The 23,209-nt window shown below is 36.2% G+C and carries 27 protein-coding genes and 1 rRNA gene; 1 reads left to right on the forward strand and 27 read right to left on the reverse strand.

Annotated elements, in window-relative coordinates:
* Window positions 1-181 precede the first annotated feature (181 nt).
* The 13 genes from AC3WOM_RS14045 to metG all read right to left on the reverse strand — a co-directional run bounded on the left by AC3WOM_RS14045 (window position 182) and on the right by metG (window position 12,545).
* Entirely contained in the window at window positions 182-1,141 is a 960-nt protein-coding gene (locus AC3WOM_RS14045; protein WP_054772172.1) for a ribose-phosphate diphosphokinase, read from the reverse strand.
* A gap of 24 nt (window positions 1,142-1,165) precedes the next feature.
* Window positions 1,166-2,536 (reverse strand): bifunctional UDP-N-acetylglucosamine diphosphorylase/glucosamine-1-phosphate N-acetyltransferase GlmU, encoded by a 1,371-nt coding sequence (gene glmU, locus AC3WOM_RS14050; protein WP_492447303.1) that lies wholly within the window; start codon window positions 2,534-2,536, stop codon window positions 1,166-1,168.
* A 326-nt stretch (window positions 2,537-2,862) separates the two neighbouring features.
* Window positions 2,863-3,165: a septation regulator SpoVG gene (gene spoVG / locus AC3WOM_RS14055; protein WP_054772170.1), complete on the reverse strand. Its 303-nt coding sequence runs from the start codon at window positions 3,163-3,165 to the stop codon at window positions 2,863-2,865.
* A gap of 207 nt (window positions 3,166-3,372) precedes the next feature.
* Window positions 3,373-3,747, reverse strand: coding sequence for a RidA family protein (locus AC3WOM_RS14060; RefSeq protein WP_492447304.1), 375 nt, complete (start codon window positions 3,745-3,747; stop codon window positions 3,373-3,375).
* Window positions 3,744-4,577: a pur operon repressor gene (gene purR, locus AC3WOM_RS14065; RefSeq protein WP_004229190.1), complete on the reverse strand. Its 834-nt coding sequence runs from the start codon at window positions 4,575-4,577 to the stop codon at window positions 3,744-3,746. Before purR ends, AC3WOM_RS14060 begins: the two co-directional genes overlap by 4 nt.
* 56 nt (window positions 4,578-4,633) lie before the next feature.
* Window positions 4,634-5,500, reverse strand: coding sequence for a 4-(cytidine 5'-diphospho)-2-C-methyl-D-erythritol kinase (gene ispE / locus AC3WOM_RS14070; protein ID WP_492447305.1), 867 nt, complete (start codon window positions 5,498-5,500; stop codon window positions 4,634-4,636).
* 284 nt (window positions 5,501-5,784) lie between these two features.
* Entirely contained in the window at window positions 5,785-5,967 is a 183-nt protein-coding gene (locus tag AC3WOM_RS14075) for a small, acid-soluble spore protein, alpha/beta type (protein ID WP_054772167.1), read from the reverse strand.
* Between the two features lie 113 nt (window positions 5,968-6,080).
* Complete coding sequence (gene veg / locus AC3WOM_RS14080; RefSeq protein ID WP_283870258.1) at window positions 6,081-6,341, reverse strand: biofilm formation stimulator Veg; 261 nt, start codon at window positions 6,339-6,341, stop codon at window positions 6,081-6,083.
* A gap of 156 nt (window positions 6,342-6,497) precedes the next feature.
* Window positions 6,498-7,379 (reverse strand): 16S rRNA (adenine(1518)-N(6)/adenine(1519)-N(6))-dimethyltransferase RsmA, encoded by an 882-nt coding sequence (gene rsmA / locus AC3WOM_RS14085; protein ID WP_427545290.1) that lies wholly within the window; start codon window positions 7,377-7,379, stop codon window positions 6,498-6,500.
* The gene (gene rnmV, locus AC3WOM_RS14090; protein WP_492447306.1) at window positions 7,372-7,938 is read right to left on the reverse strand and encodes a ribonuclease M5; all 567 of its coding nucleotides are present in this window, start codon (window positions 7,936-7,938) and stop codon (window positions 7,372-7,374) included. The genes rsmA and rnmV overlap by 8 nt, the downstream gene beginning before the upstream one ends.
* Before the next feature lie 244 nt (window positions 7,939-8,182).
* A complete protein-coding gene (locus AC3WOM_RS14095) occupies window positions 8,183-9,394 on the reverse strand; it encodes a resuscitation-promoting factor (protein ID WP_492447307.1) in 1,212 nt (403 codons plus the stop codon).
* A 135-nt stretch (window positions 9,395-9,529) separates the two neighbouring features.
* The gene (locus tag AC3WOM_RS14100) at window positions 9,530-10,300 is read right to left on the reverse strand and encodes a TatD family hydrolase (RefSeq protein WP_492447308.1); all 771 of its coding nucleotides are present in this window, start codon (window positions 10,298-10,300) and stop codon (window positions 9,530-9,532) included.
* A gap of 253 nt (window positions 10,301-10,553) precedes the next feature.
* Window positions 10,554-12,545, reverse strand: coding sequence for a methionine--tRNA ligase (metG, locus tag AC3WOM_RS14105; protein WP_492447309.1), 1,992 nt, complete (start codon window positions 12,543-12,545; stop codon window positions 10,554-10,556).
* A gap of 335 nt (window positions 12,546-12,880) precedes the next feature.
* On the opposite strand from metG, the gene abrB reads away from it, so the two are divergent.
* The gene (abrB, locus tag AC3WOM_RS14110) at window positions 12,881-13,159 is read left to right on the forward strand and encodes a transition state genes transcriptional regulator AbrB (protein WP_427545299.1); all 279 of its coding nucleotides are present in this window, start codon (window positions 12,881-12,883) and stop codon (window positions 13,157-13,159) included.
* A gap of 231 nt (window positions 13,160-13,390) precedes the next feature.
* Here the strand turns inward: abrB and rsmI are convergent, their stop codons facing one another.
* The 14 genes from rsmI to rrf form a co-directional block, all read right to left on the reverse strand.
* Complete coding sequence (gene rsmI / locus AC3WOM_RS14115) at window positions 13,391-14,266, reverse strand: 16S rRNA (cytidine(1402)-2'-O)-methyltransferase (protein WP_492447310.1); 876 nt, start codon at window positions 14,264-14,266, stop codon at window positions 13,391-13,393.
* Window positions 14,263-14,526: a GIY-YIG nuclease family protein gene (locus tag AC3WOM_RS14120; protein ID WP_427545303.1), complete on the reverse strand. Its 264-nt coding sequence runs from the start codon at window positions 14,524-14,526 to the stop codon at window positions 14,263-14,265. Before AC3WOM_RS14120 ends, rsmI begins: the two co-directional genes overlap by 4 nt.
* Window positions 14,510-15,259, reverse strand: a complete 750-nt coding sequence (locus AC3WOM_RS14125; protein WP_492447311.1) for a tRNA1(Val) (adenine(37)-N6)-methyltransferase — start codon at window positions 15,257-15,259, stop codon at window positions 14,510-14,512. The genes AC3WOM_RS14120 and AC3WOM_RS14125 overlap by 17 nt, the downstream gene beginning before the upstream one ends.
* Window positions 15,260-15,324: 65 nt before the next feature.
* Complete coding sequence (gene yabA, locus AC3WOM_RS14130; RefSeq protein WP_427545307.1) at window positions 15,325-15,681, reverse strand: DNA replication initiation control protein YabA; 357 nt, start codon at window positions 15,679-15,681, stop codon at window positions 15,325-15,327.
* A gap of 27 nt (window positions 15,682-15,708) precedes the next feature.
* Window positions 15,709-16,524 carry a PSP1 domain-containing protein gene (locus tag AC3WOM_RS14135; RefSeq protein WP_427545309.1) on the reverse strand — a complete coding sequence of 272 codons (816 nt, stop codon included), beginning with the start codon at window positions 16,522-16,524 and terminating at the stop codon, window positions 15,709-15,711.
* The gene (gene holB, locus AC3WOM_RS14140) at window positions 16,517-17,521 is read right to left on the reverse strand and encodes a DNA polymerase III subunit delta' (RefSeq protein ID WP_492447312.1); all 1,005 of its coding nucleotides are present in this window, start codon (window positions 17,519-17,521) and stop codon (window positions 16,517-16,519) included. The genes AC3WOM_RS14135 and holB overlap by 8 nt, the downstream gene beginning before the upstream one ends.
* Window positions 17,522-17,691: 170 nt before the next feature.
* Window positions 17,692-18,132: a YaaR family protein gene (locus AC3WOM_RS14145; RefSeq protein WP_283870247.1), complete on the reverse strand. Its 441-nt coding sequence runs from the start codon at window positions 18,130-18,132 to the stop codon at window positions 17,692-17,694.
* A gap of 65 nt (window positions 18,133-18,197) precedes the next feature.
* On the reverse strand, window positions 18,198-18,527 hold the full coding sequence (darA, locus tag AC3WOM_RS14150; RefSeq protein ID WP_010857007.1) for a cyclic di-AMP receptor DarA: 330 nt from the start codon (window positions 18,525-18,527) through the stop codon (window positions 18,198-18,200).
* A 150-nt stretch (window positions 18,528-18,677) separates the two neighbouring features.
* On the reverse strand, window positions 18,678-19,307 hold the full coding sequence (tmk, locus tag AC3WOM_RS14155; RefSeq protein WP_492447313.1) for a dTMP kinase: 630 nt from the start codon (window positions 19,305-19,307) through the stop codon (window positions 18,678-18,680).
* Window positions 19,308-19,325: 18 nt separating this feature from the next.
* Entirely contained in the window at window positions 19,326-20,750 is a 1,425-nt protein-coding gene (locus AC3WOM_RS14160; RefSeq protein ID WP_492447314.1) for an aminotransferase class I/II-fold pyridoxal phosphate-dependent enzyme, read from the reverse strand.
* A 107-nt stretch (window positions 20,751-20,857) separates the two neighbouring features.
* Window positions 20,858-21,394, reverse strand: coding sequence for an HXXEE domain-containing protein (locus AC3WOM_RS14165; RefSeq protein WP_427545317.1), 537 nt, complete (start codon window positions 21,392-21,394; stop codon window positions 20,858-20,860).
* A 60-nt stretch (window positions 21,395-21,454) separates the two neighbouring features.
* On the reverse strand, window positions 21,455-22,027 hold the full coding sequence (locus tag AC3WOM_RS14170; protein ID WP_492447315.1) for a TetR/AcrR family transcriptional regulator: 573 nt from the start codon (window positions 22,025-22,027) through the stop codon (window positions 21,455-21,457).
* Window positions 22,028-22,323: 296 nt separating this feature from the next.
* The gene (locus tag AC3WOM_RS14175) at window positions 22,324-22,758 is read right to left on the reverse strand and encodes an SRPBCC family protein (RefSeq protein ID WP_492447316.1); all 435 of its coding nucleotides are present in this window, start codon (window positions 22,756-22,758) and stop codon (window positions 22,324-22,326) included.
* Between the two features lie 375 nt (window positions 22,759-23,133).
* Window positions 23,134-23,209: ribosomal RNA gene (rrf, locus tag AC3WOM_RS14180) — 5S ribosomal RNA — on the reverse strand; the annotation flags it as partial.

Raw genomic sequence — 23,209 nt, forward strand, 5'->3', positions numbered from 1 at the left:
ATACGCATGACAATTGTTGAAGGCTATAATAATATTCACTTCTATCTTTATAAGTCGTGAAATATTATTAAGTCACAATTACCATTATACCCTTTTATAAGAAAATTCACACAAAAGAGACCTATAAAAAAACAAATCTACCTGTAAAGATAGATTTGTTCTTTATTTAGCCATATATTTATTAATCGAATAGAGTACTTACAGATTTGTTTTCATAAACACGAGAAATTGCATCAGCCATTAATTTAGCTACTGAAAGCTCTGTAATTTTTGGTGATTTTTTCTCTTCAGCCAGCTGAATTGTATTTGTTACAACTAATTCTTTGATTGCAGAATTTTCGATACGTTCGATAGCTGGACCAGACAGTACTGGGTGAGAGCAGCAAGCATAAACTTCCTTTGCGCCAGCAGCACGTAATGCATCTGCACCAATCGTAATCGTACCCGCAGTGTCAATAATATCATCAATCAAGATTGCCACTTTACCATCAACATTACCAACAATGTTCATTACTTCTGCAACGTTTGGTTTTGGACGACGTTTGTCAATAATTGCAATCGGTGCTTTTAAACGTTCTGCCATTTTACGAGCACGTGTTACACCACCGTGGTCTGGAGAAACTACTACAATTTCATCCGCTGGAATACCTTTTGATTTGAAGTAATCAGATAATAAAGGTACCGCCATTAAGTGGTCAATCAAGATATCAAAGAATCCTTGAATTTGAGGTGCGTGTAGATCCAATACGATAACACGTGTTGCACCAGCAGTTTCAAGTAAGTTAGCCACTAATTTAGCTGTAATTGGCTCACGTGCCTTTGCTTTACGGTCTTGACGTGCATATCCATAATAAGGCATTACAACGTTTACTGTACGAGCAGATGCGCGTTTAACTGCATCCACCATAATTAAAAGCTCCATTAAATGTTCGTTTACAGGTGCAGAAGTAGACTGCACGATAAACACATCACAACCACGAATACTTTCTTCAATGCTAATTTGAATCTCTCCATCGCTGAAGTGCTTAACAGAAGATTTCCCTAATTCAACACCCATTTCTTGCGCGATTTCTTGAGCAAGTGGATTATTAGAATTAAGTGAAAATATTTTTAATTGTGAGTTTGCATAATGATACGGCATGATGGCCTCCTGTTTAGTTGATAATTATTTTGAATTTAATTTGCTTACATAATTCGGTTTGTTTTCTTGTCTTGCACGTGCAATAGCAAGTGCGTCTTCAGGAACTTCTTTTGTAATTGTAGAACCTGCTGCAATAAATGAACCTTTTCCAACTTTCACTGGTGCTACTAAGTTGGTATTACATCCTACAAATACATCATCTTCAATAATTGTTTGGAACTTGTTTTTTCCGTCATAGTTGACAGTAATGGAACCACAACCAATATTAACATTGTTGCCAATTTCCGCATCGCCAATATAGCTTAAATGCGATACTTTTGTGTCATCCCCAAGCTTACTTTTCTTCACTTCTACAAAGTTACCAATTTTCACATGGCTACCAATATCAGAAAGTGGTCGAATATTTGCGAATGGTCCAATCGCTGTGTCTTCTGCTACAGCGCTTTCACGCACAACAGAAGAATGCACTGTTGTACGATTACCAATGCGGCTATCTATAATTTGTGAGTTAGGACCAATTAGACAATCCTCTCCAATAATTGTCTTCCCTTCAATCATAGAGCCTGGTTGAATAATAGTATCACGGCCAATCACAGCATCTGCACTAATATACGTTGCCTCTGGATTAATGATAGATACACCATTACGCATATGCTGCTCATTAATTCTTGTACGCATTAATGTCTCTGCTTGTGATAGAGCAACACGATCATTGACACCGAGTGTTTCCTCGAAATCTTCCGTTACATACGCTTCAACAATCTCGCCTTGCTTTTGTAATATTTCAATAACATCAGGTAAATAATATTCACCTTGAGCATTGTCATTTTTCACAAGCTTTAACGTCTCAAATAACGCTTTGTTATCAAAACAGTATGTGCCTGTATTTATTTCTTTTACTAATTGCTGCTCTGTAGAAGCATCCTTTTGCTCAACAATTTGCTCCACTTGTCCATTGTCGCCGCGTAAAATACGACCATAACCTGTTGGATTATCTGCAAGTGCAGTTAAAATTGTTGCCTTGGCACCCTTTGTTTGATGATGCTCAAATAAAGCTTGCATTGTTTCAGGGCGAATAAGCGGTGTATCACCACAGACAACTAATGTTGTCCCTTCTTCACTACCTAAAATAGCCTCTGCCTGCTGAACAGCGTGTGCAGTACCTAGTTGTTCAGCTTGTAAAACATACTCACTTTTATCGCCAAGCTGTTGTTGTACTTTTTCTGCACCATGTCCTACAACTGTTACGATGCGATTTACATCTAACGTTTGAATATGATCCACCACATGTTGAACCATAGGTTTCCCACATACTGGATGGAGCACTTTATATAATTTGGACTTCATACGTGTACCTTGACCTGCAGCCAAAATGACAGCAAAAACGTTGCTCATCTGTAAGTCCTCCAATACGCTCATTTTCTCTTATGACTATATAGCAAAATTCATCTATTTTCAAGGTGTGTAGACTTGACAAAAAGATGAATTCCGAAATGAAATGCACCTTATGCTCGATTGTTTGTATGTATGTCCATAAACTACTATTTTTCTCTTACTTCCAAAATAAAAAGAACTCTCCGAATAAGAAGAGCTCTTAATATTTATTTTTGTCAAAAGTACCTTAAATTTGAAAATTTTTAGAAATTTAACAAATCATTTGACTTTTAGATTGCTCTAAACTTTTCACAGCCTGTACTTTGATAACAATAATATTTTTCTTGCTAAACGCCAATTCCTTCTAATTCTTCAGCTTTATCGGCCTCTTCTGATTCGCTTGAATTGTGATACTCGTTTAAAATAATTTCCTGAATTTTATTACGAGTAGTCGAATTAATCGGATGCGCAATATCTCTAAATTCACCGTCTGGCGTTCGTTTACTTGGCATAGCCACAAATAATCCAGTATTTCCATCAATTACTCGAATATCGTGAACTACAAACTCATTGTCGAGTGTAATGGAAGCAATCGCACGCATGCGACCATCCGTCTGAACACGACGTAATCTTACATCAGTAACTTCCATTTTCTCACCACCTCTCTTCTTAGATGCCTAAATGAAAATATAATATTCTTAATTACCGAATATTTTCCTTTTCATAGTCTATCAAATTTTCTAAAAAATTTGAATACTTATTAATATAATATTTTCTCTAATTTACGTAAATTTTGACAATTGTTTGTCAGCCCTAAAAAAAACTCGCTAAAAGATTGTTCTTTTAGCGAGTTTTACTTATTTAACAATGGCAATAACTTCAATTTCCACTTTTACATCCTTTGGAAGGCGTGCAACCTCTACAGCAGAGCGAGCAGGTTTATGATTACCGAAGTGACTTGCGTATACCTCATTCATTGCCACGAAATCATTCATGTCCTTCATAAAAACTGTTGTTTTCACAACATGATCTAAAGATGTTCCAGCAGCTTCTAAAACTGCTTTTAAATTAGCAAACACTTGGTTTGTTTGAACTGTAATATCACCCTCTACCAATTCACCAGCTGCCATTAACGGGATTTGACCAGAGCTGTAAAACATACCGTTTATTATAATTCCTTGCGAATATGGTCCGATTGCTGCTGGTGCATTTGTTGTTGCTACTACTTTCATTTATCATGTCCCCTTTTAGAAAAATAGTTACCTTCACTTAATGCAATTGTACGATCTTTTTCATTGACCTCATGAAGCTTAACGAGCGAATAATAATCATCTACTAAAGTTTCATCTGCATGCTCAGCTTCTACAAGTACGGCGATACCTGCTAGCTGACAATCAAATTCCTCTAATAAATTTTTCATGCCGTTCATTGTACCACCGACTTTCATAAAGTCATCAGTAATTAGCACACGTTGTCCACTCTTCATACTTCTTTTTGATAATACCATTGTCTGAATTCTTCTGGAAGAACCAGAAACATAGTTGATGCTGACTGTAGAACCCTCTGTTACTTTACTATCTCTTCTAACTACTACAACAGGTACATTTAAATGTCTTGCTATAGCATGTGCAATAGAAATTCCTTTTGTAGCAACAGTCATAATAACGTCAATTTGTTGATCAGCAAATGCCGATGCAAAGACTTTTCCAACTCGATTAATTAAATCTGGATTGCCGAGTAAGTCAGTCATAAATAAATAACCGCCTGGTAACAAACGATCTGAATGTTCAAGCTCTGCCTTTAAATCTTGAATCACTAAACGTACCTCAGCCTCGGACATTTTAGGAATATACTTCACTCCACCTGCAGCGCCCGGTACTGTCATCAATAACCCGATTCCTTTTTCTTCGAAAGTTTCTTTTACAATCGTTAAATCTTCACTAATGGAGGACTTTGCAGATTGATATAATTCAGAAAAATAAGTTAGCGGGATCAGCTGATGTGGATGTTCTAGTAAATAATATGTCATATCCACTAGTCGTTCACTACGCTTCCATTTCATGCGACCCTCTCCTAAACACGAATATTTATAGGTAAAATTAACACAAATTTGCGGTTTTAAGCAAGCGTATTTCGTTCACCTAAAATACGCACAGCATATACTTCTTCACAAAAACCACGTAAACCATTATAAATGCGGCTTACTCGAGCCTCGCTGTCTACTAGACCAAATACCGTAGGACCGCTTCCGCTCATCAATGTTGCATCCGCACCAAAGCGCCTCATTTGCTCTTTTAACATGACTACCTCTGGGTGCAGCTTAAATGTTACAGTTTCTAAAACATTTCCTAATGATGAACACAGAAGCTCATAATTCTCTGTTTCTATAGCATGAATCATTTGCATGGTATTTGGATGCTCTAACCCTTCTACTCTGAGTCCCCCATACACCTCAGCAGTTGAAACACCGATTTTTGGTTTTGCTAAGACTACCCAACAGTTTGGGGGTGGTGGTAATTCCTGGATCCTTTCTCCACGCCCTGTTGCTAATGCTGTGCCGCCATAGACACAAAACGAAACATCTGATCCAATTTTTGCTCCAAGTTCAGCTAATTCATCAATCGATAACCCTAAATTCCATAGCTCATTTAAACCCTTCAATGTAGCAGCTGCATCACTACTGCCCCCTGCAAGACCTGCTGCAATTGGTATTTCTTTTTCTATAGTAATGGATACACCTTGTCCAATGCCGTATGTATCTTTAATTAGACGCGCTGCCTGATAAGCAAAATTACGGTGATCATTCGGCACAAAGTTATCAGTGGAAATTATTTCTATAACGCCATCTTCTCGGGATTCCAAACTAATACGATCTGCTAAATCGACAGTTGTCATGACCATCTCTACTTCGTGATAATTATCTGGTCTTTTATAAAGTACATCTAATGTTAAATTTATTTTTGCAGGCGCCTTTACATAAAGCATCTTTCTTCCTCCCTTATAGCTACACTTATCAATTTATGCTTTGTCGTAATTATTGGCTGGCGCTCCGTTAGCTCTTCGCTTTCGCAACAACCTTTCATCTTACGTACAAGATTATTCATTTTATTTTACCATAATGGGAACCCGAAAATGGAAAAAAAGAACCGTATACCCCTAATTGGCGTAACGGTTCTCTCTCGTCAGTTGTGTTGTTGTGTTAGCAGAAAAATTTCATCCCTGCTAAACGAAATTATTTTTTATAAGTTGGCTATTTTAACAAAAATAGTCTACTTATTTTGGTCTTGCTCATTACTTGCTCGTTCAGCCATTTCTATGGCACGTTTGACCATATTACCGGCGTCACGAGCTTTAATGCCGCCCCAGCCCTCTCGTTGCACAACATCATAAAATCCAAGCTCTTTTGCGATCTCTTCTTTTAATCGAGGTGACATGATACCTTTTCTAGGCATATAAACTCCTCCTTTAACAACTGACGAATTTAGTATGTCCAGAAAAACGCAAAACACTCATGCAGTTTTTAACATACATGAGTGTTTCAGAATATAGAAATAAGTACTAGAAACTATTTTGCGACAGCAGCCTTTGCTTCGTCTAAAAAAGTAATCTCTACTGCTTCAGTTAAAATATCTGTGTAGCTATACGATACGCGCTTGCACGTATTGTCCTCTTGATCAAGCTCAACTACAAAGATAGCACGATATGTTTCACGTAATATCCCTGCACACTCGACCGTTTTCTTGCGACCTCCGTTTGCTCTTAACTGCAAACGTTTACCCAAATGACAATCCAACGACTTTTTAATGTCCGCTAAAGTTTTTGGCATTTTCGCTTACACCTCACTATTGATTAGTATAAGCGATTCGCCCAAAAATGTCAACAAAATATAATATTTTATCAGCCCTGAATAAATATTGTCAACTTATTTTTTATAAAAAATGCTGTTTTTTTTACTTACAAGAAAAAATGTTAACAAAATTTCTTACTTTACAAATGTCGGATAGAGTGCATCCGCTAATTTCCCAAACTCTTGAATGGTAAGTGTTTCTCCTCGACGAGTCGGCTCTATATTTACTGCTGTTAAAGCCTCTAAAATTTTCTCTTTATATTGCTTTCCATTAGGTAAACCCGATTGCAAATTATTGAAGATTGTTTTTCTTCGCTGCACAAAGGATGCACGTGTCACGACAAATAAAAAATCCTCATCAATCACTTTTACAGGGGGTTCATCATGCTTAATTAGACGTATTACCGCTGAATCTACATTTGGCTGCGGCATGAATACAGTCTTTGGCACGGTCATGGCAATATCAGCCTTCACATAATATTGAATTGCTATCGATAATGAACCATACTCTTTCGTTCCTGGTTTGGCTGTTATACGATCTGCAACCTCCTTTTGCATCATGACAACAAAACCTCTTATTGGTAAGCGGTCATTTAGCAATTTCATCAAAATCGGAGTTGTCACATAATATGGCAAATTAGCTACTACCATAATATCCTCAATACCCGGCATCTCTTCCTCAATTACTTTAACAACATCTGCCTTTAAAATATCCGAATGTACAATCGTTACATTATTATATGGACTTAATGTATCTTCTAATACAGGCAATAGTCGCTGATCAATTTCAAAGGATACTACCTTTTTAGCACTTCTAGCTAAGTGTTCTGTTAATGCTCCAATGCCAGGACCAACTTCAATTGCACCACTATTTTCAGTTAAATTTGCATGACTAACAATATTTCTTAAAATGTTTGGGTCTATTAAAAAGTTTTGACCTAAGCTTTTTTTAAATGAAAATCCATATTTTTTTAAAATTTCTTGCGTTCTAATTGGTGTTGCAATATCCTTATGCATTGTTTTCCTCCTGATCTAGCTGTGCGACAGCCGCACCAAATTGCTGTTCTGTAATTTGAAACATTTTCAGCCTTTTGTGAAGCTGCTTACCATTTGTTGCGCCAATATTCAACAGCTCCCCGAGACGATCCCGACGAAATTTTGCCTGAGGATGTCCAATTAAACGTGCTGTCATTAAATCCTCTAGCGTTATATCATCAATAGTTGGCTTTTCACTATTCGGCGTATAGACCTGTTGTAGTGCCTTACGTATATCCTCATCTGCTGCGTGCTCAATTCCAAGCCCTTTACCGTTTTTGGCAATCGTTTTTGCTTTTGGTAAGAAGGCATGCTTAACACCTTTCACACGTTCTTCTATAATTGCACGAATTCGACGTCCCGGATAATCAGGATCAGTAAACACAATTACACCTCTTTTATCCTGTGCATGCTGAATTCGCTTCAGCGTTTCTTCTGAAATTGCTGAACCATTTGTTTCTATAGTATCTGCCTGTACAGCTCTTTTAATGGCAGTTGTATCATCTTTCCCTTCAACCACAATGATTTCTTTTATTTGCAAAAAGGCTCCTCTTTTCTACCTTATCTTCAGACCATTTTACAACTGCACTGTATGATTGTACAGGAATACACGGTTATGTATTGTGAACACTTGACCTATGGACAAAGTATTTGCATTCTGCCTAGAGGGCACAATCTGTTTTTAGACATAAAAATTACTAAATAAAGATAAAAAAGCTTTCCCGCCAGTCAAAACAGGAAAGCTAAAGTTAGTGAAAAAACATTTGATTAATTTTACAATTTTTTTAATTTAATACTTTTATACGCACTTTCTTTACGCCCCACTTACTAGCCTGGGAATCAGATTGTACAAGTATATCGATCTTATTACCCTTAATTGCACCACCAGTATCCCCTGCTACTGCTGTTCCATAGCCTTCAACCCATACTTTTGAGCCAAGCTTAATAACAGATGGATCTACCGCAATTACTTTTAATCCAGCACCTGAACGTAAATTAATGCCAGTGGCAGATGTACCTGAGCATCCCTTACAGTACGGTGTATAGGCCGTTGCAGTAACATAAAATTCTTTACCGTTAGCTGGCTCTGCTGAACCACGTGATACAGTCGCCGCACTTGCAACAACAGTTTTAGTACCTACTGCTACCACTTGCTTCTTCGGCTCTTTTAAAACCTTTTCAGTTTTTAGATTTTTGGCTACCACTTTACCATTTTCTTTCACGACTTCAAACGTTCGAGAAATAGAACCTTTCTCGCCCGTTGTCACCACTTTTTGTTTTCCCTTCTGCAACGAAGCATCCTGCTTCTTTTCAACTGCGAAATCTAAAGAGTCTTCCACTACATCGATAACCTTTTCTACGCGAACTACTGTGATTTTACTCTTCGGAGTAAGAACGTCCTCGAGGTTATTTTCGACACGATCGAATTCATTAAGCTGAATTCCTTGTTGTTTTAAAAAGTTAGCGACCGTAGTCGAAGTGGACCATACTTGTCTTTCTTTTACACCATCGACAAGAGCTACTTGAAACGCTTTTTGAATATCAATTTTGTTCTCTGCTCCTACCTCTGTATCCAGACCTTGTACTAAAGAGTCGTGTTCAGATACTTGAATATTCGCTTCTTTCAAAATGTCTTTCACTAGTGTTTCAGTTGTCCAAACTTTTGACTGATTTCCATCAACTGAAATAGTTACTTCTTTTGCCTGTTCCCATGAAATTGCTAATCCATTAACAATTTTGGTGTTCAGAGAGGGTGATATTTTGTCATGCTCTGCTATGTCTATATTTTGATCTTGTAATAAATGTTCTACAGTTTTGGCATGTGTTGTTACTTCGATTTTTTCTCCGTTTGCTTCAAGCGTTACGGTTTGTTTAGTACCTTGATAAAGTACAAATGAAATTACAGATACAAACAGGACAAGTGAAATAATTCTTACCACTGTTTGCTTACTCCTCAATGATCCTAAGAACAAGTTTTTCATGGAATTATTTGACATGAAAAAACGCCTCCTTAATACAAGGTTGGATTATACGGACTAGATTTGGCACTGTCAACCCGAAAGTATTTCTAAGAAAATTGACTTCGCCATTTTGACCAACCACAAACCCAATATTGGAGGCATCTCAGCTAGTTAAAAGTCAATCCTAAAAAATTTTTTCGCATTGGCTGTTGTTACTTGTGCAATTTCCTCAATGGTTAACCCTTTTAAACGCGCAATTTCTTCTGCCACTAATGGCACAAAAGCTGGCTCATTACGCTTTCCTCGATATGGATGGGGCGCTAGATACGGTGCATCTGTTTCAATCATCAAATGCTCTAACGGTATTTCTGTCGCCACTTCCTTGGGCATCCGTGCATTTTTAAATGTCACCGGCCCACCAAGGCTAATCATAAAATTCATAGCAATACATTCATGTGCAGTTTCTACACTACCGCTATAGCAATGCATAACGCCTCCAACGGATGCTGCATTTTCTTCACGTAAAATACGTACAACATCCCCTGTTGCATCCCTGTTATGAATAATGATTGGTAAATTCACCTTTTGCGCTAAATGAATTTGCTTGCGGAAAAGTGCTTGTTGAATATCTTTTGGGGATTTATCCCAATAGTAGTCCAACCCAGTTTCACCAATACCAACTATTTTTGGATGTGCTGTTAATTCCTCAATCCAATTCAAATCTTCTTGTGTACAATCAATCGCATCAACGGGGTGCCAGCCAATGACACCATAAACAAAATCATATTGTTCAATCAGTTGCATTGTCTTTTCAATGGTTTTACGGTCAAATCCAACTACAACCATTGTTTCTACTTTTGCCTCAAGAGCTCTATCAATAACCTCTTGTAGGTCTTCTGTATACTGATCTGCGTTTAAGTGTACATGTGTATCGATAAACATCGTCATTCTCCTAACATAGATTTTATTAAAAATTATTATTTCATTTTTTGCGTAAGTATTACAAATATATTACAAACAATTTGGTATTGTGACATTACACATAAACCTAAACACTTCAAATGATACTAATTACTCATAAAAATACATTATTTTCCTCCATTAAATTATCTTACAATAATACTCACTGAAGATTATTAAAAGATTTTAAAAGCCTGCTGAACTTTTTATCATTCAGCAGGCCCACTAAAATTCTTTACTTTACCTTTGCTCCGTTTTCAAGTTTTGGATCAACCGATGCTAACTTTAAAATTCCATCTTTTTCACCAGCTAAAATCATACCTTGCGATAATTCACCCCGTAATTTCACTGGCTTCAAATTAGCGACTACTATCACCTTTTGACCTACTAAATCGTCTGGAGAATAGAACTTGGCAATGCCTGAAACTACTTGTCGTTGCTCGTATCCAAGATCCACATGAAGCTTTAATAATTTATCTGCTTTCGGAACCGTCTCACATGCAGTTACCGTTGCTACACGCAAATCGATTTTCATGAAATCATCAATTGTAATTTCAGGAATTTCTGGAATCTCAGGAGTTTTCGATTGATCTTTAGGTTCCTCTTCTTGCAGCGTTTTCACTGAACCACGCATTTCATCACGAATATAGGCAATCTCTATTTCACTCTCTAAGCGAGGGAATATCGGAATACCTTTTTCTACCACTTTAATGTTTGCTGGAATAGTATTGCCGAATGTTTCAATTGTATCCCATGCTAAGAATCTGTCATCCAAGCCTAACTGCTCAATTATTCGTTTAGGTGTAGTTGTCATAAACGGTTGTAACATGACAGCAATTTGGTGTAAACTTTCCGCCAAATTTCGCATAGTAGCACCTAATTTTGGCTTATCTGCTTCCTCTTTCGCTAGAACCCATGGTTGAGTTTCATCTATATACTTGTTTGTGCGTGAAACAAGTGTCCATAAGTCTGCCAATACAACACTAAATTGCATTTTTTCCATACTTTCTTCATATTTAATACGTACCGTCTCAGCCTGCTCTTTTAAAGCCGCATCAAACTCTGTTGGTAGAAGATTTTCTGTAGGAATAATACCATCAAAATATTTATTAATCATAGAAATTGTACGATTCAATAAATTTCCTAAATCATTCGCAAGATCGAAGTTAGTTCGTTCCACAAATGATTCTGGCGAAAATACACCATCAGAACCAAATGGTAGTTCGCGTAATAGGAAATAACGTGTCGCATCTAGACCATAACGGTCAATTAACATTTCTGGATAGATTACATTGCCCTTTGATTTAGACATTTTACCATCCTTCATCATAATAAAGCCATGTGCAAACACTTTTTTAGGAAGAGGTAAATCTAGTGCCATTAGGAAGATTGGCCAATATATTGTATGGAAACGAACAATGTCCTTTCCAACTACATGTACATCTGCTGGCCAATATTTGTTGAATAATGTTTCATCTTCTGATAGGTAGCCTAAAGCAGTGATATAGTTTGTTAAGGCATCTACCCAAACGTAAATAACATGTTTAGGATCTCCAGGTACTTTAATTCCCCAGTCGAATGATGTTCTTGATACAGATAAATCTTCTAGCCCTGGTTTAATAAAGTTATTAATCATCTCATTTTTTCGAGATTCAGGTTCAATGAACTCCAAGTTCTCTTCATAATAAGCTAATAGACGGTCTGCATATTTCTTCATATTAAAGAAATATGATTCCTCTTTAACTTTATGCACTGGGCGACCACAGTCAGGACAGTTACCATTCTCTAATTGTGTTTCAGTAAAGAATGATTCACAAGGGGTACAGTACCATCCCTCATACTCACCTTTATAAATATCGCCATTATCTAAAAACTTTTGGAAAATCTTTTCGACAGCTTTTTTATGTCTATCTTGAGTTGTTTGAATAAAATCATCATATGAAATATCCATTAAAGTCCATAGTCTTTTTGCAGCATCTGCAATTTCATTCACATATTCCTGTGGATGCTTGCCCGCTTCAGCTGCTTTCTCTTGAATTTTTTGTCCATGCTCATCCATTCCAGTTAAAAAACGTACATCATAACCACGTAAACGCTTATAACGTGCAATTGTATCTGATGCTACAGTTGTATACGCTGTACCAATATGAAATTTTCCACTTGGATAATAGATTGGGGTTGTTATATAGAATGTTTTATTTTGTTCGTTCACAAGAACTGCCTCCATTGTTTCACAATATACTATCTATTCTAACGAAGTACGAAATTCGTTTCAATGAAAGTTTGAATCGTACGCGAAAATTGTCGAATCATATATTCAATCCATTAAATGTCTTAAATAAGAAGCTTTTTTACTATAAATAAAAATATATAATAAAAACCTTTTAAAAAAATCGATATATCTGTTTTCTCCTCAAAAATTTTTTTGAAACCAATAATATTAGTGCATTAATTAATTGACGTTTATGGCATTACTTGGTATGATAACTATCAGACAAAGAAATTATGTCGAAATTTGACGAAATACCAATATAACTTTTAACATTAGGAGGAAAAATAATTATGAAATCAACAGGAATTGTTCGTAAAGTCGATGAGTTAGGTCGTGTAGTAATTCCTATCGAACTACGTCGTACATTAGGTATTGCTGAAAAGGACGCTTTAGAAATCTATGTGGATGATGACAAAATCATCTTAAAAAAATATATGCCTAACATGACATGTGCTGTTACTGGCGAAGTATCTGATGATAACTTCCGTCTAGTTGGAGGCAAATTAATTTTAAGTCCAGAAGGCGCAGAAATGTTAGTGAAAGAAATCCAAAATAACTTAAAAAAATAATATGATGTACGCCTAAATCGAGAATAGCGATTTAGGTGTTTTGCTTCTCTAGTTTTTAATATACCCAATTGGGGAGACCCTTATAATGTCCATGTCAGACCTTTCATATTTAAGGGTACTATTTTTTACAATTATTATCAATTTAAACATTTATAATTATTAAAAAAACATAATTCCCAACTTGGTTAAATATATAAAAGAGGTCGCCTCTCTAAAGGCAACCTCTTCTTTTTATTGGCTATGATATTTGTTGTATACATCTCGTTTAGATACTTGCCTTAGTTTCGCTACTTCTTTTATGGCTTCTTTTGATGTAACACCATCCTGAGCAATAATATAATCGACATGTTCAACAAAGGACATCTTTGCCCAATACGCTTCTTCACTATCCTCTTCCTCAATATTGCTATTTCCTTCAAGGACAATACAAAATTCTCCTCGTATTTCCTCATTTTGAGACCATTCTACCGCCTCATTGAGAGTTCCTCTTAAAAACTCCTCGAATTTCTTTGTCAACTCACGCGCCAATACAATTCGACGATTTCCAAGAATAAGTTCCATATCTTTTAAGGTTTCCTTTAAGCGATGAGGTGCCTCATAGAATAGCATTGTTTCCTGACGTTTTTTTAGCTGCTCTAATTGCTGTCGACGTTCCTTTTTTCCGCGATTTAAAAATCCATAGAAGAAAAACGGCTGAGGTGTTAATCCAGATGCAATTAAAGCGGATATTGCGGCATTCGGACCTGGTACCGGCACAACCGGAAAGTTTTGAACAATTGCTTTTTCAACAATATCTGCACCTGGATCAGAAATACAAGGTAAACCTGCATCGCTTACTAATGCTATTGTTTTACCTTCCTGTAGCAAAGTTAATAATTTTTCTCCACCCACCGCTAAATTATGTTCATGATAACTTATTAAAGGTGTTTCAATATCAAAGTAGTTACACAACTTTTTTGTATTTCTAGTATCTTCTGCTGCTATAATATCTGCCTCTTTTAAAATACGTAGTGCTCTCACGCTCATATCCTCTAGATTTCCAATAGGTGTTCCTACAAGATATAAACAGCCTGTCTGATCGTGTATTGTACTTTTTTGTGATTTCACGATTCACCCCTCCTTATATAATTAATTTTTTGTGTTCTTGTTAGTTGCTTAAAAGCATATTCTGCACGCATTGCCTCTGGCTTTGTTTTAAATTCTTCCATATAAATACATTTCACTGGTCCTCTAGCTCTTGTATATTTTGCCCCTTTACCAGCGTTATGTACAGCTACACGCTTTTCTATATTATTTGTATAACCTGCATAAAGTGATTGATCAGCGCATTCTAGCACGTAAAAGTAGTGACTATTGTTCTGTTCCATAAAGAATTTCTCTCACTTCAGGTGTATATTCATTATTTGCATTATAGACATACAGAGGTGGTAATATTTTTAAATCCGGCTTTCCATCTTTTATTCCTTCTATTAATAATGTATTGGCCTCTTTTCCTTCTTTCGGATAAATAAATTGCATTCGTTTGGGCTCTAAACGATTTTCACGCATAGCCGTAACAATGTCTAATAATCTCCCTGGACGATGTACAAATGCGGCCTTTCCACCCTGTTTTAATAATTTACTTGCTGATTGAATTGCTTCTTCTAATGTTAAATATAGTTCATGTCGTGCAATGGCATGATGCTCACTAAGATTTTTATCACTTGCCTCATGTGCTAAAAAGTATGGTGGATTGCAGGTAACAACATCATATTTTTCAACACCCAATTGTTTTGGTATTTCTTTCACATCTCCAAGTATCATTTGAATTTGATTTTCTAACTGATTGTACTGGATGCTTCTCTCTGCCATATCAAATAAACGGGGCTGAATCTCTACCCCTGTTATTTGTCCCTTAGTCCGTGCACTTAAAAAGAGAGGAATGACACCATTACCTGAGCATAAATCAACAATGTTCCCTTTATAGTAAGGAACATTGACAAATTTCGAAAGTAGCACTGCATCCAAAGAAAATGAAAAGACTGAGGGACTTTGTATAATGCGTAAGTTCTCTGCCAACAAATAATCTAGCCTTTCATCATCCTTTAACCAATCATTCATATTTTTCTTCCTCCTACTATACAAAACAAAAGACTGATACCACCGCAGTGGCAATCAGCCTTCTATTACACATTTTGTTTATTTAAAAATGATAGACAAAATAGACAGTCTTCACCTTTACGTGAACTTCCAAAATGAACATGACATACATGGAAGCCTTCTTGGTACAAACGTGCCAGGTTATCATAGCCCTCTCCAATATCTAGTGAAGTCTCTTTCTTCACATCAGCAGCCTGTACGGAGTTATCTTTAGCAAGTAGTTCTTCTAGACGTGTACGAAGGTGATGATTTTCTGTTTCAAGTGCCTTATGCTCTTCCATCATTAACGCTACAAATTGCTTCAATGCACCAAATTGCTCCTGCATTGCTTCGAGCTGTTGTTCGAACTCCATAACAGTATCTAAGAAATTACGGTCCTTCACCCAAGCCACCTCGTTAAATTCTCTATCTTATATAAGATTTTTTTCGCATGCCAGCAGTTCTTCTAGTGTATACTCAACTGTGCGTTCCTGCTCTTGTAAATATACTTGAATGAGTCTTTCTAGCACATTTAAACTTACAACTCTACCTCGTCCGTCTGGTGTCATCGTCATTTCACCAATGTCAGGCATGCCCTCTTTTGCTTCCTCATATTCATCATTTTCATACTTTAAACAGCACATTAAACGACCACATAGACCTGAAATTTTTGAAGGATTTAAAGAAAGGTTTTGATCTTTTGCCATCTTAATAGAAACTGGATCAAAATCACCTAAAAAAGTTGAGCAACAAAGCATTCGTCCACATGGACCTATGCCTCCCAACAACTTAGCCTCATCACGTACACCAATTTGGCGAAGTTCGATACGTGTTCTAAATACTGAGGCTAAATCCTTTACTAGATCCCTAAAGTCGACACGTCCCTCTGCTGTAAAATAAAAAATAATTTTATTACGATCAAATGTATATTCAACATCTACTAGCTTCATTTCTAGATTATGCTCTATAATTTTTGTACTTGCCAGTTCAAATGCCCGCTTTGACTCAGCAGCATTTTCCTCTACCTGAATACGATCACGTTCATCCGCTGGTCGTAGTACTTGTTTAAGCGGTAATACAACATCATTATCCCCAACAACCTTTTGTGGGACAACTACTTTACCATATTCTACACCACGAGCTGTCTCTACAATGACATATTGACTGTCTTCTAGTAGATATGATGCTGGATCAAAATAATATATTTTACCCGCTTTTTTAAAGCGGATTCCCACTACATTATACAAATGTGTATCCCTCCTGCAGATTTAGCATTAGCTGCTCCATCAATAACGTCCTATTCATGTTACGCTGTAAAGATGCGCGCGCCTGTAAAATAAACTCCATTTGACTAGATAGGCATTCATAAGTCGAATGTAACGCAGCTTCTTTAAAAGTCTGTAACATGTCTGGATAAGTACAAGCTGCCTCGGGATTAGCTTTTATTGACACTATATCACGGTAAGCAAATAGTAGTAAATCCAATGCTTGTTCCATCTCACTTTTTTCTTTAAAAAGTGGCAACCATTCTTCATGCACAACCAGCATTGCTTCATGTACATTTTGGCGAATTGTCTCTACTAATTTTAACACTGTTTTTCGAGCAAGTGCAAACTGCTCGTCATTTGCCAACAATATAGCTGTTTCGAGCTCATTCGTCATCATGCTCACTGTACAAGACATTGAGTAAGAAATACTACTTTCTTGCAAATGCTTTAACAATACATGTCGAGGCATTTTTTGAAACTTTATATGCTGACATCTAGAGCGGATCGTTGGTAATATTGACTGCATTTGCTCTGTTAGCAAAATGGCAGTAACCTCTCCATCAGGTTCTTCTAAAAATTTTAGAATCATATTTGCAGATGCAATATTTAATCGATCCGCATGATGAAGTACATAAATCTTTCGCCCTTCTTCAACACCCATCATCTTCATTTCAGCAACTAAATCTCGTATTTGATCAATTTTAATAAACTGCCCCTCTGGATATATTTGATGAATATTAGGATGATTGCCAGAATCAACACGTTTGCAATTTCGACATGTTTCACATGGAACATTTTGATTTGGGTGCTCACATAGCATTAATTTGACAAAAAAACGCATAATATCTACTTTGCCTGTCCCTTTTTCGCCATCAAAAATGTATGCATGTGCTAATCTATTTTTGTCAAAAATCGTTTGAAGCTGCTTCATTACGACAGGTTGTAGTGAAAATAGCTCTTCAACATTCTTGGCCATTTTTTAAAATTCCTTCCTATTAACTGTTACAAATAGTTTGCGATTGCTCTCTTCTCGATACAGAATTACCTGTAATAATTAGAAAAGATAGTTAGTCACACTATATTTGTAGCAATAAGCAAAATATATTTGAAAAAAGCCCGCGCCTACAAGAGAACGAGACACGGGTTTTACATATACAGATTAATTAATAAGCCTTTTATCTCACCGATTTTATCAAGAAGATCAATTGCTTCTTTCTCTTCATCTAAAATATCTTGTGCCAACTCCACAAGGCGAGAATCAATCGTTTCGATAATTTTCAAACGTCTTCCCTCACCAAAACGATTCCAAGTATGTGATTGCTTTAATTCCATACCATGTTCGACTGTTTCTTGTAGAAATTTTTTAACAAGCATTTTAAAACGAGCAAGCTCTCGTAAATTTCGTGATCTTGCAACTCGGTCACCCGCAGTAGAAATATCCCCTAGCAATCGTGTAAGCTGTTCAGTCTGCAATTTGGTTCCCTGCTTGACGACCATATCTCCAAATCGGTTATTTTGATTATTATTTTGTAGTGGCTCTTTGCGATTAGTATTTAACCCGACACGTATATCTTGATTGATCTTCAAGCTGTATTCGCCCCCACTTGCTTTCTTTATCAATACACAAAAGCTAATTTAAATTTCGTACTTAACTAAAAATGATGAAACTGCTCAATTGGTAAAACAAAAACTGTCGCTCCTCCTACTTCAACCTCTACAGGATAAGGTATATAGGAATCCGCATTACCGCCCAATGGTGAAACTGGTGCCACCATTTGTTCCCGAGCTCGGCAATTATCTCGAATAATATCTAAAACTTTGGGTATGAGAGAGTCTTCCGTCCCAATAAGAAACGTCGTATTTCCAGAACGTAAAAAACCTCCTGTGCTCGCTAACTTAGTTGCGCGAAACTGATTCTTCGTTAAAGCATTTGATAAGCGACTGCTATCCTGATCCTGCACTACAGCTACGACTAACTTCATTCGCACTCACCCCTTTTATAAAATTAACCTAGATTGATTTTTGTTACCATTATCTATAGGAATAATTCAATTTAATGAGCGTTTTTTTCTCATTAAATAAAATAATAGATGTTACCATTATATCACAATGTGTTAGACAACTTCATGCTTTTACTGCATTGCATCAAATAATAATGTCCATACATCTTCTACAACACGCTCAATATTTTGATCCGCATTAACTATTTGTATACGCTCTGGATAACGATCCACTAGCTGTAAATACCCTTCTCGAACCTTCTGATGGAAGGCTAAGCTTTCAACATCTAATCGATTTACTTCTCGTTCACTATGAGCATGAATACGTGCTAAACCAATCACTGGATCAAGATCAAATAAAATTGTTATATCAGGTAGTTTCTTACCGATTGCAAACTCATTAATAGATAATACTTCATCCACACCGATACCACGTGCATATCCCTGATAAGCTAATGAGGAATCAATGAAGCGATCACAAATAACCATTTTACCCGCATCCAATGCAGGTCTTACTTTCTCAAAATAATGCTGACTTCGGGCAGCTGCGTACAATAACGCCTCAGTACGCTCATCCATTGCTGTATGTGCAGGATTTAAAATAATTGTCCGAATTTTTTCAGCAATCTCAATACCACCAGGTTCTCTCGTTGCTAATACATCAATATTCTCCTGAGCTAGTCGCTCGGCTATTTTTTGAATGACTGTTGTCTTTCCGGCGCCCTCTGGACCTTCAAATGTTATAAATAAATTGCTATTCATCCTGTTTATTGCCTCCAACTATTTCATGACTTCAATCATTTTTTCTTCTAAACGGTGATTTCCTTGGAATGTTGCACCCGTAGCCAGCAATTCCTCAAGCTGACTCAATTTTGCCACTGTTATTTTTTCTCCTGGAACAAGTAATGGAATGCCTGGAGGGTAAGGGATAACCATGCTTGATGAGATTCGCCCCATTGTACGCATATATGGCAACCATTCTTTATCCGATATTTCAATTTCCTCAATAGAATAGGCAGGTTCGGTAATAGCTACAAAATTATAAGCTGTATGCGAAGCCGTTATTATATCTGTTTTTGGTGCATTTAATAATATTGTTATCGCATCCTTAATACGAACACGAATTTCTGCAAAGGGATAGTTATGTCCCTGTTTTAATAAAGGTAGTACCAGCAACACCTGATTTGCATCTGCTAGCTCTACATAGACTTGTTTTGCCTCCAGTGCCTCTTGTAGCTGGAAACCACTATAGCCCTCTACACGAAGTAATAACTTTATAGGATCATCTACCTCGATAACTTTTAAAGAACCGATAGCCCGTAATGCTTCCACCCATTGATCCTTTTTTTCTATTATATATGCACCATCACTCTCCATATATGTCTGTATATAATAGCGTGCATCATCTAAAGATGCTAATAAAAGGTAGGATGGGCTGCTAGATTGTAGCATACGTAGATAATGATTTATTTTATCGACATTTATTATATCTGAATTAACATGCATAAAGGATGCCATTGTCATTGCAGGCAGAGTTTTATGTGCAGACTGTACTACTATATCTGCGCCAAATGTTAATGCTGATGGTTGAAATAAGGAACATGCACTAAAATGGGCCCCATGTGCCTCATCCACTAAGACAGGTATTCCCTTTTCGTGACAATAGGCAATCTGCTGCTGTATTTCTTTAGACGTCATACCATAGTAAGTAGGGTATGTTAAAACAACAGCCCGAGCCTCTGGATAATAATCAACAGCTTCTTTTAAATCTTTATAGGAAACATGAGTTGCCGTTAGTGTTTGATCATCCCACATAGGTGAGACAAATACAGGTCTTGCCCCAACCAACTCAATTGCATGAAAAATAGACTTATGAGCATTACGTTGAACAATAATCGTATCATCTTTTTTACAGGTAGCATATATCATTGCTAAATTCCCTACCGTAGATCCACCTACTAAAAAGAAACTTTTCATTGTCCCATATGTATCTGCCAATAAATTTTCTGCTTCTAATATCATTTCCTCAGGATGATGTAAGTCATCAAGACCTGATAACTCCGTTACATCATACCTCATAACATCTTTAAAGGCCTGGGGAAGACGAGATAGCTCTCCGTGCTTATGCCCTGGGACATGAAAGGAAATATTTTGTTGTTGTCGAAAGCGCTCTAACCCTTCTACAATCGGCTTTTTCTTTTGCAAAACAAAACACCCATTTCCGTTATATTCTTCTTTAATTATAACACGAGTAAAAAGCTATCCCACTAAGCAGGATAGCTTTTACACCAGATTGACATAAAAACTATTTATCATATAATCTTTCTCCCAACCCAGTGGGCAAATAACGCAAGGGGTATTATTAATAGACAAAAAGGTAAGCAAATTAAAATGTTGTTCCATGTTATCACATTATTCATCAATAGTGAGTGATACAGAATTAAGCTATATGGAATAATGATAATTAATGATGTGACTGCACCAGGTGTTATAGAACGAAGAAATATTGACTGCCCTAGATGGGTAAAAGCATGGAGGAAAAAAGTTAATGTAACAATAGTGAATATATAAATATCCCCTAATTGCCCTTGATTCACAAATTGACTGGCACTAAAAGTCGAACTACTTACAAAGAAGAATATGACCACTACAGCTACCGCAAACTGTGCTGTTGACATAGAAAATTGCTTAATCACTCTATCAGCAGCTTTTTTTGGTAATTTTGCATACAAAATTGGAGATTTACTATTTAACCACTTTTCAACCATAATAATTTCTTCAAAATCATGGAGGATAAACATAATAGGAAATAACCAAATAAGTGTCTGAATATCAATCCACTGAAGCATAGACATACCTACTTTCATCAAAAAATACTGAGTAATTACTCAATTTTTTCTAAAAAATTTTTATGTATTTTGAATGCCTTTTAATATGACTGTAACTATCTCCTCAATATATTGATTTATTATTAGACTGTCGCCCATTGTTCTTTCTTCAACTAATAAGTGCGTTAATATTGACGAAAGGAACATTGAGGCTGCTATATCAATAGCCCTCTTCTCAACAGAACATGGAACGACTCTTGATAAAAGTACACTAGCATGTTCACGCATAATAAAAATAAAATCTACAATATCATCACCAACATCCGAGTTTTGTACGATTTCTGGAGACCAAATAAAAACTAAAAAACTTTTATTTTGTGACAAAAAATTAGCATATAATTGTCCGAATTGAAGTAAAGCGGGATATGGTTCCATCTTGGCAATCTCCATTATTTCCTTTTGAAGAGAACCTATAAATGAAAATTCTCGAATGAGTTTATGGAGAAGATCATTTTTATCTTTAAAATAATAAAAGATTAGCCCCTCTGCTACACCGCTTGTCAATGCTATTTCTTTAGTAGTCGTTGCATTAAAGCCCTTTTTAGTAAATAAATCTAATGCTGCCTCTAAAATTTTATCTTTTTTTGTTGCCAAATACTTTCACCACTATTTCCTTAGAATTTGAGTATTTACTCAAATATAAATTTTTTGAAAAAATTTGTCAAGTTGTTCCATAATTTTTGAATGTATACCTGAAACATTTTATGCTTAATACCACACAAGCTTCTTTAGGTATCGCCGGAAATTTACATATAAGAGTCCACTATTGTTATGACTGACATTTGGTAATCAACATAAAAAGACCATTACCTCCTAAGAGCAACGATCTTTTCAACTTATAGTTATAATCATTTTTGCATAAACTTAATTGCTCTAATAGTTACTCACTTTTATAAGCTTGCTTTAACTGCCATTTTTTGTACTAGTTGCTCTACTAATTGTGGAACAAATTTTTCTAATATCGGATTCATCATTCCAGCTAAAAAGCCACTAGCTTTCATTGTTAAGTTCCCAACAAGCTGACATGTATCGCCATGCCCTTGCTTAATTTCAAAAAAACCATCACCATTTATAGGGTCTGATAAACCTATTAAATCAAACATAACTTGATTTGTAGGAGATTCCTTATATTTAAGTTCCACTTTTACAGCCTTTTGAATAATGCCAAAATCACCTTGAAACACCCAAATCATATCTTGTTCATTTGGAAACTCGTGATGTAAGTAACCTGGTATAAGTTCAGCCCATTCTTCTTTATTTTGAATAAATGCTTGTAATTTTTCCTTCTCAATTTGTATTTCTTCACTATATAACCCAGTTGCCATTTTAAGCACCCCTTTATTTATAAATGAAAGCTACTTAAATTTTAACATTTTGTGGTATATGTTTGAACAGTAAAGCATGCCTTTAGTTCAACCTCAAATATTATGAGTATGCTAAAGCAAGTCAATTCTTTAAAAATCCCAAGTCTAAGTTATTAATTTATTTCTTATGAATTCAAAGTTACTTTTAAAATGGCTAAGTATATTTTTATTTCTTCTATCTAATAGTGAAAATCATATAATCAGTATTACTTCCACGATAATTACTCCAAGTTCTCATCACCCAGCTAAAATCTCTGTATAATACCGTGTATCCCTCTTTGTATATCAAGTTTAATTCAAATAAAAAAACCACTGATTTCTCAGTGGTCGCTGTGTGCCTAGCAATGTCCTACTCTCACAGGGGGAAGCCCCCAACTACCATCGGCGCTAAAGAGCTTAACTTCCGTGTTCG

The sequence above is a fragment of the Lysinibacillus sp. FW301-JW8 genome, from assembly GCF_058788755.1.

Excerpts from the sequence above, each read along its gene's own strand:
- AC3WOM_RS14045 (WP_054772172.1), bottom strand. The coding sequence starts at position 1,141 with ATGCCGTATCATTATGCAAACTCACAATTAAAAATATTTTCACTTAAT.
- glmU (WP_492447303.1), bottom strand. The coding sequence starts at position 2,536 with ATGAGCAACGTTTTTGCTGTCATTTTGGCTGCAGGTCAAGGTACACGT.
- spoVG (WP_054772170.1), bottom strand. The coding sequence starts at position 3,165 with ATGGAAGTTACTGATGTAAGATTACGTCGTGTTCAGACGGATGGTCGC.
- AC3WOM_RS14060 (WP_492447304.1), bottom strand. The coding sequence starts at position 3,747 with ATGAAAGTAGTAGCAACAACAAATGCACCAGCAGCAATCGGACCATAT.
- purR (WP_004229190.1), bottom strand. The coding sequence starts at position 4,577 with ATGAAATGGAAGCGTAGTGAACGACTAGTGGATATGACATATTATTTA.
- ispE (WP_492447305.1), bottom strand. The coding sequence starts at position 5,500 with ATGCTTTATGTAAAGGCGCCTGCAAAAATAAATTTAACATTAGATGTA.
- AC3WOM_RS14075 (WP_054772167.1), bottom strand. The coding sequence starts at position 5,967 with ATGCCTAGAAAAGGTATCATGTCACCTCGATTAAAAGAAGAGATCGCA.
- veg (WP_283870258.1), bottom strand. The coding sequence starts at position 6,341 with ATGCCAAAAACTTTAGCGGACATTAAAAAGTCGTTGGATTGTCATTTG.
- rsmA (WP_427545290.1), bottom strand. The coding sequence starts at position 7,379 with ATGCATAAGGATATTGCAACACCAATTAGAACGCAAGAAATTTTAAAA.
- AC3WOM_RS14095 (WP_492447307.1), bottom strand. The coding sequence starts at position 9,394 with ATGTCAAATAATTCCATGAAAAACTTGTTCTTAGGATCATTGAGGAGT.
- AC3WOM_RS14100 (WP_492447308.1), bottom strand. The coding sequence starts at position 10,300 with ATGTTTATCGATACACATGTACACTTAAACGCAGATCAGTATACAGAA.
- metG (WP_492447309.1), bottom strand. The coding sequence starts at position 12,545 with ATGGAGGCAGTTCTTGTGAACGAACAAAATAAAACATTCTATATAACA.
- abrB (WP_427545299.1), top strand. The coding sequence starts at position 12,881 with ATGAAATCAACAGGAATTGTTCGTAAAGTCGATGAGTTAGGTCGTGTA.
- AC3WOM_RS14120 (WP_427545303.1), bottom strand. The coding sequence starts at position 14,526 with ATGGAACAGAACAATAGTCACTACTTTTACGTGCTAGAATGCGCTGAT.
- AC3WOM_RS14125 (WP_492447311.1), bottom strand. The coding sequence starts at position 15,259 with ATGAATGATTGGTTAAAGGATGATGAAAGGCTAGATTATTTGTTGGCA.
- holB (WP_492447312.1), bottom strand. The coding sequence starts at position 17,521 with ATGGCCAAGAATGTTGAAGAGCTATTTTCACTACAACCTGTCGTAATG.
- darA (WP_010857007.1), bottom strand. The coding sequence starts at position 18,527 with ATGAAGTTAGTCGTAGCTGTAGTGCAGGATCAGGATAGCAGTCGCTTA.
- tmk (WP_492447313.1), bottom strand. The coding sequence starts at position 19,307 with ATGAATAGCAATTTATTTATAACATTTGAAGGTCCAGAGGGCGCCGGA.
- AC3WOM_RS14165 (WP_427545317.1), bottom strand. The coding sequence starts at position 21,394 with ATGCTTCAGTGGATTGATATTCAGACACTTATTTGGTTATTTCCTATT.
- AC3WOM_RS14175 (WP_492447316.1), bottom strand. The coding sequence starts at position 22,758 with ATGGCAACTGGGTTATATAGTGAAGAAATACAAATTGAGAAGGAAAAA.